Below are 12,567 nucleotides of genomic sequence, written 5' to 3' on the forward strand. Positions count from 1 at the left end.
TCATCGGCCGGCGCTTATTTCAGCGCTGCGCAGGCTTCCTGGATGCGCACGCAGGCGGTCTTGAGCACCTCTTCCGAGGTCGCATAGCTGATGCGGAAGGCCGGCGAGAGGCCGAAGGCGGCGCCATGGACGGCCGCGACCTTCGCTTCGTCGAGGAAATAGCCGATCAGCGCTTCGTCGCTGTCGATCAGTTGGCCCTTGGGCGTCACCTTGCCGATCACGCCGCTGGCGTCGGGATAGACATAGAAGGCGCCTTCGGGCGTCGGGCAGTCGAGGCCCGGCGCGTCGTTCAGCATGGCGACGACCATGTCGCGGCGCTTCTTGAAGGCGGCATTGCGCTCTTCGAGGAAATCCTGCGGGCCGGTCAGCGCGGCCACGGCCGCGGCCTGGCTGATCGAGCAGGGATTGCTGGTCGACTGCGACTGCAGCTTGCCCATCGCCTTGATGATCCATTCGGGACCGCCGGCAAAACCGATGCGCCAGCCGGTCATGGAGAAGGCCTTGGAGCAGCCATTGACCGTCAGAGTGCGGTCATAAAGGTCCGGGCAGACCTGGGCGATGGTGGCGAAGGGGGTCGGCGCGTACCAGACATGCTCATACATGTCGTCGGTCATCACCAGCACATGCGGGTGACGCAGCAGCACCTCGCCCAGCGCCTTGAGTTCGGTCGCCGAATAGGCGGCGCCCGACGGGTTGGACGGCGAGTTGAGCATCACCCACTTGGTGCGCGGGGTGATCGCGGCGTCGAGTTGGGCCGGGGTGATCTTGTAGCCCTGGCTGGCCGGGCCTTCGATGAACACGGGCGTGCCGCCAGCGAAGTTCACGATGTCGGGATAGCTGACCCAATAGGGCGCCGGGATGATGACTTCATCGCCCACGTCGACGGTGGCGACCAGCGCGTTGAACAGGGTGTGCTTGCCGCCCGAGTTCACGCTGATCTGGCTGCGCTTGTAAATCAGGCCATTGTCGCGCTTGAACTTGAAGGCGACCGCTTCCTTGACGTCGGCGGTGCCGTCGACGTCGGTATAGCGGGTCAGATTCTTGCGGATCGCCTCGATCCCCGCTTCCTTGACGAAGTCGGGCGTGTCGAAATCAGGTTCGCCGGCGGAAAGACCAATAACGTCCACGCCTTCGGCTTTAAGGGCATTCACGCGCGCGCTCATCGCCAGGGTGGCGGAGGGCTGGATGCGACCGAGGGCTGCGGAAGTCTGGCTCATGGCAATGATCTTTCTCCAGAGCGATGCCCAGACGGACAAAAGAGTCCGCGTTCGACGGCATCGCGACAAAAAATAATATTATCTCCTCGCCTGCCGCGCAGGCAGACGCGGCGGTCCTTAGTGCGCAAAGGACGCCGGAGCAACCGCCAGTTGCCGGTTATTGGCTTGTGCGCGTCCTAGGAAAACTATCGGACCAGCGAGGCCGCGACCATCCCGCGCGACGCATTGCCGATGAAGAAGCCGCGTTCCAGATCATGGATGCGCAGATCGCCCTCCACCGCCTCGCCCATGTCGAGCAGGCTCTGGCGCAGGATTCCGCGCAGCAACCCGCGCGAGGCCGGCGGCGTCACCAGCTTGTCGCCCCGCTCCACGAAGATGGAGGAGAAGCAGCCTTCGGTCAGATAGCCCTGTTCGTCGGTCATCAGCACCTCATAGGTGCCGCCGCGGCGCAGCGCGTCGCGATAGAGGGAACGGTCGGTGGTCTTGTGCTCCAGCCGGGGATCCGTGGCGGCGGCGAGCCGGGGCACGACCTTCACCTGCATGATCGCCTTGGGCCAGGTGCGATGTTCGCGCACCTCGATCGACACCGAGCCCTGGCGCGATACCAGCAGCCGCACGCGGCTGAGTTCGCGCAGGCGGAAAGTGGCGGCCTGAAGCTCGTTGCGCACGCTGTGGCGGTCGAAGGCGAAGCCCAGCGCCTGCGCACTGTCCTTCAGCCGGCCAAGATGCAGTTCCAGCAGACGCACGCCTTCATGCGGATCGAAGGCCATGGTCTCGAGCAGATCATATCGTCCGTCAGCCACCGACATCGAACCTATTCACGCCCCACTGCAATCATCTTTCATCCCAGCGACAGGAAGCGCCCCTTGGCCAGGCATTCCGCCCATTCGGCCGACGCATTCGAATCCGCAACGATGCCGGAACCCAGGCCCAGGCGACCGATACCGCTTCCTTCTTCGACGCAAATGGTGCGAATGGCAACATTGAAAGCCGCGTCCCCCGCCGGATCCATCCAGCCCATCGCCCCGGTATAGACGCCGCGGGCAAAAGGCTCGACCATGTCGATGATCTCCATCGCCCGCACCTTGGGCGCGCCGGTGATCGATCCGCAGGGGAAAAGCACGCGCAACACGTCGACCGGCGCCAGCCCCGGCAGCACCCGGCCGCGAATGGTGGAGACCATCTGGTGGACGGTCGGATAGGTTTCGACCTTGAACAGGTCGGGCACTATCACCGACCCGGCCCGCGCCACCCGCGACAGATCGTTGCGCAGCAGGTCGACGATCATCAGATTTTCGGCGCGCTGCTTGGCATCGCGCGCCAGCTCGGTCGCCAGGGCGGCATCGCGATCTGGATCATGATCGCGCACGGCGGTGCCCTTCATCGGCCGCGCCGTCAGTTGCCCGCGCACCTGGGTGAAGAAGAGTTCGGGCGAGAAGGACAATATCTGATGCCCGCCAATGTTGATGACGCCGCCATAGCCAGCCTGCGCGCGCGGACGCAGCGCCGCATAGAGGGCCATCGGATCGCCGGCGAAGCGCAGTTCGCACGGGAAGGTCAGGTTGACCTGATAGATGTCGCCGGCACGGATCAGTTCCTGCACCTGGTCGAACTGCGTGCGATAGTCGGCCTCGCTGACCAAAGGCCAGGGCGCATCGACGCTGACCGCCGCAGGATCGGGCAGCAGGTCCGCGACGCCATCGGCCGGGATGAAGCGGCAGCCCTCGAACAGGCCGAACCAGAGCAAGGGCATGGCCTGCGGCCCGCCCTTGGGCGGACGGTGCGCGATCGGCGCCAGCCGATCCTCCAGCGCCAGCCCGGCTTCATAGCTGATATAGCCGGCGGCATGGAGGCCGGCCTCGCGCGCCTCGGCGATGCGGTCGAGCGCGGGCTGCACCTCCTCCATCCGCCAGGCGGCGATGACCGACACCGGATCGCGATACAGCCGCGCGGGCGCTGCCCCCTGGACGCGCGCATCGTCGAACAGGGCAAAGGCTTCGGTGGGACCAGGCAGGCGCATGGCGCCCTCTTAACAGGCTTTGGCGCGCACGAAAGAGCGATGCAGGTGGCGCCATGATTGCCCGGCGGGGCAAAGCTGGCCTAGACAGGGGCCATGTCCGACCAGCCCCCTGCCCCGACCAGCGAACCGCGTCCGTTCAAACCGGCCTTGCTGCGGGGCCTGCGCAGCCGCTGCCCGGCCTGCGGCGAGGGCAAGCTGTTCGCGGGCTTCCTGAAACCGGTGTTGGCGTGCAGCCATTGCGGTCAGCGCTGGGACGGGCATCAGGCCGATGATTTCCCGGCCTATATCGTCATCCTGCTGCTCGGCCATCTGCTGGTGCCGCTGATGATCGAGGTCAATGCCGCGCTGGCCATCCCGATCGGTTGGCAGGCGGAGCTATGGCCGACTCTGGCGGCGATATTGGGGCTGGCGATGATCCAGCCCGCCAAGGGGGCGGTGCTGGCCTTTCAATGGTCGCGCCGGATGCACGGCTTCGCCTGACGGCGCGCCGGCGCGCCGGGCCTTATTCTGCCGGCTTGCGGATGAAATTGAGTTCCATCGCTTCGCGCAGCGTGTCGTCGATCGAGCGACGGCCTTCGGCGCCATGGGTAACGACGGTGGTGTCGCAGGTGGCGACGCAGACACCCTTCTGGAAGCCGGCCGAGCTGATCGTCCAGCTGGTGCGGCCGATATGGCCGATCGCGCAATGCACCTCGAACGGATAGGGGAAATGCGATTCCTCGATGAAGTTGAGGTTCACATTGGCCACCAGCCAGCGCACGCCCTGTTCCTGCGGGTGGCGGCCCATATGGTGATGAAAGCGGATACGGGCCGTTTCGAAGATACCGGAAATGGCCACATTATTGATGTGACCCATGGTATCGAGATCCTGGAAACGCGTATCGATGCTCGTGATGAAGCGATATGCGTCGGGACTGAACCGCCAGGATTCGGGTTTGGCCATGTCCTGCTTTCCTTGAAATTGTTTTTTTCGCTCTTAGCCCAGCGATCTTGCGATGCAATGTTCGCGGCGAAAATGCCGCGACTGCGACCTTTATGACACAGGCAAAATCATAACGATATTGTCACGAAAATGACGCCATAGCGTCTCCATCGTCACATTGCAGTGCAACATGCCAAGCCTAGAGCGCCCGCCAATCACATTCGATTGGGGGATTTCACCATGCGCCACGCACTCAGCCTGCTGCTCGCTTCGACCGCCTGCATCGCCGCACCCGCCTTTGCCCAGGACATGGCGCCTGCCGCCGATGCCGCGGCCGATGCGGACAGCACCGGCATCATCGTCTTTGGCCGCGGCGAGACCCGCCAGGTCCAGGAAATCACCACCCGCGATCTCGTCACCCTGACGCCCGGCACCAATGCGCTCAAAGCCATCGAGAAGCTGCCCAGCGTCAATTTCCAGTCGTCCGATCCGTTCGGCAGCTATGAATGGTCGCAGCGCGTCAGCATCCGCAGCTTCAACCAGAACCAGCTCGGCTTCACTTTCGACGGCATTCCGCTGGGCGACATGAGCTATGGCAATCATAACGGCCTGCACATCACCCGCGCCATCAGCAGCGAGAATATCGGCACCGTCCGCGTGTCGCAGGGCTCGGGTTCGCTCGGCACCCAGTCGACCGGCAATCTGGGCGGCACGATCGAGACCTTCTCGATCGACCCGGCCGATGCGCTGGGCGCGCAGGGCAACCTCACCTATGGCAGCGACGAGACCTGGCGCGCCTTCGCCCGGCTGAACATGGGCAGCGCCGACGGCATTCGCGGCTATGTCTCCTATGCTTACGGCTCGACCGACAAGTGGAAGGGCCAGGGTACGCAGGACCAGCATATGGTCAATGCCAAGGTCGTGATCCCGGTCGGCGACGGCAAGCTGGATGGCTGGCTCAACTATTCGGACCGCCGCGAGCAGGATTATCAGGACATGTCGATGGACATGATCAACCGCCTGGGCTGGAAATGGGACAATACGTCGCCCGATTATGCCCGCGCCGTGCTCTATGCCGACATCGGCAATAATCGCGGCGAAACCGGCGCGCCGGTCAGCAACGCCGCTGCCGGCACCGTCTATCCCGACAATGTGACGTCGGTCTGGGACGCCTATTATGACGCCGCCGGCCTGCGCGAGGACTGGCTGGGCGCGATCGGCTACAGCACGCCGCTGGGCGATCATGCCAATTTCAAGATCAAGGGCTATTATCACAATAACAGCGGCATGGGCCTGTGGGCGACGCCCTCGGTCCCCAGCCCCACCGGCGGTTCGCCGCTGTCGATCCGCACCACCGAATATGACATGGACCGGATCGGCGCGTTCGGCAGCGTCGATGCGACGATCGGCATCCAGACGCTGGAAGCGGGCGCCTGGTACGAGAATAACAAGTTCAACCAGGCCCGCCGCTTCTATGCGTTCAAGAGCCGCACCGAAGCCGGTCTGTCCTTCCGCGACTATCCCAAGAACCCGTTCGCGACCCAGTGGGAGTTCGATTTCACCACCGACACGATCCAATATTATGTCCGCGACAAGATCGACCTGGGCATGCTGACGATCAACCTGGGCTGGAAGGGCTTCAAGGTCACCAACGAGGCCGAGGCGGTCGTGTCGAGCAGCTTCCCCGAGGGCAAGATCAAGGCCGAGGACTGGTTCCAGCCCCATGCCGGCTTCGCCGTCGAGCTGAGCCCCGAGGCGGAAATCTTCGGTGGCTTCACCCAGGTGACCAAGGCCTTTGCCAGCGCCACCACCACCGGCCCCTTCTCCACCAACCAGGCCGGCTTCGACCAGATCCGCGACGACCTGAAGCCGGAAAGCTCGGACACGTACGAACTGGGCCTGCGCTACAATAGTTCGCGCTTCAACGGCACGCTGGGCGCCTATCTGGTCAATTTCCGCAACCGCCTGCTGGCGGTGCAGGTCGGCAGCCCGATCCTGGGCCTCGCCTCCGCGCTGCAGAATGTCGGCAATGTTCGCGCCGTCGGCATCGAAGCGGCGGGTAACCTGACCCTGGGCCAGGGCTTCGGCCTCTATGCCAGCTACAGCTACACCGACGCCACCTATCGCGACGATGTGCTCAACAGCTCGGACGGCACGCTGGTTGCCGCGATCAAGGGCAAGACCGTGGTCGACAGCCCCAAGCATCTGCTGCGCGGCGAACTCAATTATGACCAGGGGCCGCTGTTCGGCCGGATCGGCGCCAACTATATGTCGAAGCGCTATTACAGCTACACCAACGATGCGTCGGTCGATGGCCGGGTGATCGTGGACGCCTCGATCGGTTATCGCGTCACCGACCAGATCGAAGTGCAGCTCAACGCCAGCAACCTGTTCGACAAGAAATATATCAGCACGATCGGCTCTGGCGGCTTTGGCAATAGCGGCGACGCGCAGACGCTGCTGATCGGCGCGCCGCAGCAATTCTTCGTCACCCTCAAGGCGGGTTTCTAAGATGAACAAGGCCGCGCTGCTTGCCTCCGCCCTGCTCACCCTCGCGCCGTTCCCGGCGCTGGCCGAGCCGGTGCTGCTGATCTCGATCGACGGGCTGCGCCCCGGCGACGTGCTGGAGGCGGACAAGCGCGGCCTTGCCTTGCCCAATCTGCGCCGGTTCCTGACCGATGGCGCCCATGCATCGGGCGTCACCGGCGTGCTGCCGACGCTGACCTATCCCAGCCACACGACGCTGATGACCGGCGTGTCGCCGGGCAAACATGGCATCGTCAGCAACAACAGCTTCGACCCGATGCAGATCAACCAGGGCGGCTGGTATTGGTATGCGCAGGATGTGAAGGTGCCGATGCTGTGGGATGCGGCCGCGAAAGCCGGCCTGTCCACCGGCAACATCCACTGGCCGGTCAGCGTCGCCGCGAAGGGCATAAGCTGGAACCTGCCGCAAATCTGGCGCACCGGCCATGCCGACGACGCGCAACTGCTGGATGCGCTGGCGACGCCGGGCTTGAAGGCGGAGCTGGAACGGGCGGTCGGCCAGCCCTATGCCATGGGCATCGACGAGAGCCTGTCCGGCGACCAGAACAGGGGCCGGTTCGCCACCGCCCTGATCGCCGCGCACCAGCCTGATTTCCTGACCGTCTACCTCACCGCGCTCGACCATGAGCAGCATGGCAGCGGCCCCGACACGCCGGCCGCCAAGGCCGTGCTGGAAAAGATCGACGCGATCGTCGGCGACCTGATCGCGGCCGAGCGCAAGGCCCATCCCGACGCGCTGATCGCACTGGTCAGCGACCATGGGTTCGAGGCGACGCACAGCGGCCTCAACCTGTTCCGCCCCTTCATCGACGCCGGCCTCATCACCCTCAGCGCCGACGGCAAGGTTGCGTCGTGGCAGGCCATGCCCTGGATCGGCGGCGGATCGGCCGCGATCATGCTCGCCCGCCCGGACGACAAGATGCTGGCCGACAAGGTGAAGGGCCTGCTCGACAGGCTGGCCGCCAATCCCGCCAACGGCATCGACAGCATCGTCGACCGGGCGGAAATGGCGAAGCTCGGCGGCAATCCGCAGGCTGCCTTCACGATCAACCTCAAGCCCGGCTTCGTCACCGACATCTTTCGGGGCGCCAATGCGCCGCTGGTCGCGCCGACGCCGGTCAAGGGCATGCACGGCTATTTCCCCGGCCCGGCCAATCTGCGCGCGACCTTCATGGCGATGGGGCCGGGGGTGAAGCCGGGCAAGGATCTGGGCCTGATCGACATGCGCGCGATCGCGCCGACCCTGGCCAAGGCGATGGGCGCCAGACTGCCCGACGCGGAGGCGGCGCCGGTCGACCTGCGCTGATCCACCCGGCAACGGATCGTTTCCGGCTGCGACGATGGACTTCATTACCCCCGCGACATAATTTTGCGCCCAATCCAACAGGGTCATTTTCGGGGTAGTCCATATGCCGCAGCGTTACAGCCTGGCCGCCATCATCTTGCACTGGGCGATCGCCGCCCTGCTTGCCTTCCAGATTGCCGTCGGCTGGGCGCTGGGCAGTTTGGGCGCGCGCGGCTTTGCGCTGTTCCAGTTGCACAAGTCGATCGGCATCACGGTGCTGCTGCTGACCCTGCTGCGCATTGTCGTGCGCTGGTGGAAGCCGCGCCCGGCCAAGCTGGAGGGCGGCTGGCAGAGGGCGCTGGCCTCCGGCGTCCATGTCGGCCTCTATGCCTTCATGCTGGGCGCGCCGCTGACCGGCTGGGCGCTGGTCTCGACCGCCAAGGTCAAGGTACCGACGCTGTTCTTCGGCGTCATTCCCCTGCCCCATCTGCCGCTGCCGATGGCGAGCCATGGCCTGGCCGAGGGTGGCCACAGCCTGCTCGCCTGGATCGGCATCGCGCTGGTCGCGCTGCATGTCGCCGGCGCTCTGCGCCATCATGTGCTGATGCGCGACGGGCTGATCTGGCGGATGGTGCCGGGCCGTTCGACCGCCTTGCTGATCGGCCTGCCCGCGCTGATCCTCGCCGGCTTCCTGCTGGGACGGGCGATCCTGCCGGGTGCCGCGCCCGTCGCGCCGGATGCGCCCGCTGCCAATGCGGTCGAAGCGGAAGAGGCGCCGGTCGAAGATAATGCCGTCGAAGCCGCCGCCAATGCGAGCGACAATGCCGCCGCCCCGGTGGCGAACGAAGCCGCGGCTGTTGCCGAGGAACCCGCCGGCCCGCCGCCGGCCTGGGCCGTACAACCCGGCGGCAAGATCGGCTTTGCGGTCGGCAACAGCGGCGAGACGATCAGCGGCAGTTTCTCGAAATGGACCGCGAAGATCGTGATGGACCCCGACCATCCCGAAAGCGCCGACATCAAGGTGACGATCGACATGGCGTCGGCCAGCGTCGGCGATGCATACAAGGACGGCATGTTGCCGGGCGACGAATTCTTCGCCAGCGCCGCCCACCCGACCGCGACCTTCGTTGCCAGGGGCGCGGAAAAGAGCGGCGCCAACGCCTATCGTGCCCATGGCACGCTGACGCTGAAGGGCGTGGCCAAGCCGCAGGCGATCCGCTTCACCCTGTCGGGCAGCGGCAAAAACCGCAAGGTCAGCGGATCTGCCAGCGTCGCCCGCCTGCCCTTTGGCGTGGGCAATGGCGACAGCAGCACTGGTCTCGATCCCAAAGTGATGGTGACCTTCAACTTTGACGCCAAGGCGCAATAAGGCCATGCGATGCATGGATTAACGTAACGGTTTCTGCCAAGAAGCGGACATGGAACGACAGAGCCGGCATCGCCGAACGCAGATTGAGGATGGGGTGTTCGTCGCCCTGGTGGTGCTGGTTTCCATCGCCTTCGCGCTGGTGGTCGAGCCCTTCTTCGGGGCGATCCTCTGGGGCGTGATCGTCGCCATCCTGTTCATCCCGGTGAACCAGGGACTGCTCAAGCTGATCCCCGGCCATCGCAACAGCGCCGCGCTGCTGACGCTGTTGCTGATCATCGCAATCGTGATCGTGCCGGCCATCATCCTGTCGATCGCGCTGGTGCAGGAAGCGACCGCGCTCTACGCCCAGATCAATGTGGGGAAGATCAACATTCCCCACATGTTCGCGCAGTTCCAGGCGGCGCTGCCGGATTGGGCGTCGATCGGCCTGCGGCGGCTGGGCATATCCAATTTCGCGGCGGTCCAGCGGCTGCTGACCGACGGCCTGACCGCCAGTTTCCGCACCGTCGCGGCCCAGGCCTTCCTGATCGGCCAGGGCGCCTTCAGCTTCATCATCGCGCTGACGGTGATGCTCTATCTTACCTTCTTCCTGCTGCGCGACGGGCTGGACCTAGCGCGCAAGCTGGACCGGGCCGCGCCGCTGCGGGTGCTGCATCGCCGTGCGCTGATGCGGCAATTCGTCATCGTCATCCGCGCCACGATCAAGGGCAGCATCGTCGTCGCCATCTTGCAGGGGCTGATCGGCGGACTGGTATTCGGCGCACTGGGCATTTCCGGCGCGCTGCTGTGGGGCGTGATGATGGGCTTCTTCTCGCTGCTGCCGGCCGTCGGCACCGGCCTCATCTGGGCGCCGGTGGCGATCTATCTGCTGGCGACCGGCGCGATCTGGAAGGGGCTGATCCTCATCTTCTGCGGCATGTTCGTGATCGGCATGGTCGACAATCTGCTGCGCCCGATCCTGGTCGGCCGCGACACCCGCATCCCCGACTATGTGGTGCTGATCACCACGCTCGGCGGGCTGCAATTGTTTGGTTTCAACGGCATCGTCATCGGGCCGGTGATCGCCGCCCTGTTCATCGCCACCTGGCAGATCGTGATCCGCACCCGCTCCAACGAAGCGGGTGCGCCACCACTGACATTCTAGACCCTGATCGTCTGAGGTGGAAGCGCTCCGCGCTTTCACCGATGGCGTGAATCAGGGTCTAAAGCCGAAGAATCAGCCTGCCTCGAGCGCCGCGCCGGCCTCCATCCAGACTTCCTCGGCCGCTTCCAGCTTCTTTTCCACCGCGGCGCGCTTCACCATCAGTTCGCTGGTGGTCATCTTCGCCTCGGCCCCGGTTGCGCTCTTGGGATCGGACAGTATGGCGTCGATCCGCTTACGCTCGGCGATCAGGGTGGACATCTCGCGCTCGGCCTTGTTGACGGCGTTCTTGAGCGTCTTCTGCTTCTCGCGCCATTCGGCGGCAGCCTTCTTGTCCGCCTTGCGATCGACCTTGGGCGCGTCACCGCCCGACGGATTGCCGTCCGCCTTGCGCAGGATGATGTCGGTATAATCATCAAGCGATCCGTCGAACGGCTGCGCGGTGCCATTGTCGACCAGCACCAGCCGGTCGGCGACCAGTTCGATCATGTGGCGATCGTGGCTGACGATGACGACGGCGCCCGAATATTCGTTGAGCGCCTGCACCAGCGCCTCGCGGCTGTCGACGTCCAGATGGTTGGTCGGTTCGTCGAGGATCAGCAGGTGCGGCGCATCGCGGGTGATGAGCGCCAGCGCCAGACGCGCGCGCTCGCCACCCGACATGGAGCCGACCTTCTGCGTCGCGCGCTCGCCCGAGAAACCGAAGCGGCCAAGCTGGGCACGCACCGCACCGGGCGTCGCCCCCTTCATGACGCGGGTCATATGCTCCAGCGGCGTGTCGGTGACGTCCAGTTCCTCCACCTGATATTGGGTGAAGTAGCCGACATTCATCTTGGCCGAACTGTTGATGGCGCCTTCCATCGGCGCCAGCTGCGCCGCGATCAGGCGGGCCAGCGTGGTCTTGCCGTTGCCGTTGCGGCCGAGCAGCGCCAGACGATCGTCGGGATCGATGCGCAGATTGACACGGCGCAGGATCGGCGTGTCGTCATAGCCGACCGAGGCCATGTCCATGGTGATGAGCGGCGGGCGCAGTTCGGCGGGGCTGGGGAAACCGAAATGCAGGCTGGGGTCTTCGATCGCGGCGGCAATGGGCTGCATCTTGGCCAGCGCCTTGGCGCGCGACTGGGCCTGCTTGGCGGTCGAGGCGCGGGCGGAGTTGCGGGCGACATAATCCTGCAATTTCTCGCGCTCGGCCTGCTGCTTGGCGCGTGCCGCCTCCTGCTGGGCCAGGCGCTCGGCGCGCTGGCGCTCGAACGCGTCATAACCGCCGGGATAGAGGGTCACCTTCCCGCCTTCGAGATGCAGGATATAGTCGACCACATTGTTGAGCAGGTCGCGCTCATGGCTGATGATGACCACGGTGCCGCGATAGGCCTTGAGGAAATTCTCCAGCCACAAGGTCGCTTCGAGATCGAGATGGTTCGACGGTTCGTCGAGCAGCAGCAGGTCCGGGTTGGAGAAGAGCAGCGCCGCCAAGGCAACGCGCATCTTCCAGCCGCCCGAATAGCTGTCGAGCGGACGGCCCTGCATTTCCTCGTCGAAACCGAGGCCGACGAGGATGCGGGCGGCGCGCGCGGGCGCGGTATAGGCATCGATCGTCGTCAGCCGCTCATAGATATGGCCGAGCCGATCGGGATCCTCGGTATGCTCCGCCTCCGCCATCAGTGCGGCGCGTTCCTTGTCGGCGGCGAGCACGGTGTCGAACGGGGTTGCGGTGCCCGAGGGGGCTTCCTGCGCGATATAGCCGAGGCGCGTGTCGCGCGGCATGTCGCAGCTGCCCTCGTCCGGGTCGAGCTGGCCGATCATCACCTTCATCAGGGTCGACTTGCCCGCGCCGTTGCGGCCGATGAGGCCGACGCGGCTGCGCGGCGGCAGTGCGGCGCCGGCGCGGTCGAGGATGGTGCGGCCGCCCAGGCGCACGGTGATACCGTTCAAGTTAAGCATGGCCGCGCCTGTAGCAGAGCTGCGGCGGGGGGTGAAGCGGCTTGGCGCGCTTGCGAAAGCTGCAAAGTATATAGTGTCGCAGAGGACGCATTTGCGCCGCTGCCGGTCCGCAGCCGGGACTT

Annotated in this window: 10 protein-coding genes; 5 read left to right on the forward strand and 5 right to left on the reverse strand. The window is 65.1% G+C overall.

What is annotated here, in order from left to right; translation table 11 throughout:
- Positions 1–14: 14 nt before the first annotated feature.
- The 3 genes from AC0KVN_RS15090 to pabB all read right to left on the reverse strand — a co-directional run bounded on the left by AC0KVN_RS15090 (position 15) and on the right by pabB (position 3,237).
- Entirely contained in the window at positions 15–1,217 is a 1,203-nt protein-coding gene (locus AC0KVN_RS15090; protein ID WP_037515969.1) for a pyridoxal phosphate-dependent aminotransferase, read from the reverse strand.
- Positions 1,218–1,402: 185 nt separating this feature from the next.
- Positions 1,403–2,026, reverse strand: coding sequence for an aminotransferase class IV (locus tag AC0KVN_RS15095; RefSeq protein ID WP_017500849.1), 624 nt, complete (start codon positions 2,024–2,026; stop codon positions 1,403–1,405).
- Positions 2,027–2,058: 32 nt separating this feature from the next.
- Positions 2,059–3,237, reverse strand: coding sequence for an aminodeoxychorismate synthase component I (pabB, locus tag AC0KVN_RS15100; RefSeq protein WP_435567172.1), 1,179 nt, complete (start codon positions 3,235–3,237; stop codon positions 2,059–2,061).
- Positions 3,238–3,330: 93 nt separating this feature from the next.
- Here pabB and AC0KVN_RS15105 point away from each other — a divergent pair, with 93 nt between their 5' ends.
- A complete protein-coding gene (locus AC0KVN_RS15105) occupies positions 3,331–3,717 on the forward strand; it encodes a DUF983 domain-containing protein (protein ID WP_483656196.1) in 387 nt (128 codons plus the stop codon).
- Positions 3,718–3,739: 22 nt separating this feature from the next.
- Here AC0KVN_RS15105 and AC0KVN_RS15110 read toward each other — a convergent pair whose 3' ends face one another.
- A complete protein-coding gene (locus AC0KVN_RS15110) occupies positions 3,740–4,180 on the reverse strand; it encodes an acyl-CoA thioesterase (RefSeq protein ID WP_004210293.1) in 441 nt (146 codons plus the stop codon).
- A gap of 219 nt (positions 4,181–4,399) precedes the next feature.
- On the opposite strand from AC0KVN_RS15110, the gene AC0KVN_RS15115 reads away from it, so the two are divergent.
- The 4 genes from AC0KVN_RS15115 (at position 4,400) to AC0KVN_RS15130 (ending at position 10,504) form a co-directional block, all read left to right on the forward strand.
- Positions 4,400–6,670: a TonB-dependent receptor gene (locus tag AC0KVN_RS15115; protein WP_435567174.1), complete on the forward strand. Its 2,271-nt coding sequence runs from the start codon at positions 4,400–4,402 to the stop codon at positions 6,668–6,670.
- Between the two features lies 1 nt (position 6,671).
- On the forward strand, positions 6,672–8,012 hold the full coding sequence (locus AC0KVN_RS15120) for an alkaline phosphatase family protein (RefSeq protein WP_435567175.1): 1,341 nt from the start codon (positions 6,672–6,674) through the stop codon (positions 8,010–8,012).
- Between the two features lie 103 nt (positions 8,013–8,115).
- Complete coding sequence (locus AC0KVN_RS15125; RefSeq protein WP_483656197.1) at positions 8,116–9,360, forward strand: YceI family protein; 1,245 nt, start codon at positions 8,116–8,118, stop codon at positions 9,358–9,360.
- A 49-nt stretch (positions 9,361–9,409) separates the two neighbouring features.
- A complete protein-coding gene (locus AC0KVN_RS15130) occupies positions 9,410–10,504 on the forward strand; it encodes an AI-2E family transporter (protein ID WP_037506225.1) in 1,095 nt (364 codons plus the stop codon).
- 72 nt (positions 10,505–10,576) lie between these two features.
- On the opposite strand, the gene AC0KVN_RS15135 is transcribed toward AC0KVN_RS15130, so the two are convergent.
- Positions 10,577–12,445: an ABC-F family ATP-binding cassette domain-containing protein gene (locus AC0KVN_RS15135; RefSeq protein ID WP_214863336.1), complete on the reverse strand. Its 1,869-nt coding sequence runs from the start codon at positions 12,443–12,445 to the stop codon at positions 10,577–10,579.
- Positions 12,446–12,567 lie beyond the last annotated feature (122 nt).

Source organism: Sphingobium sp. SG1, assembly GCF_057063145.1.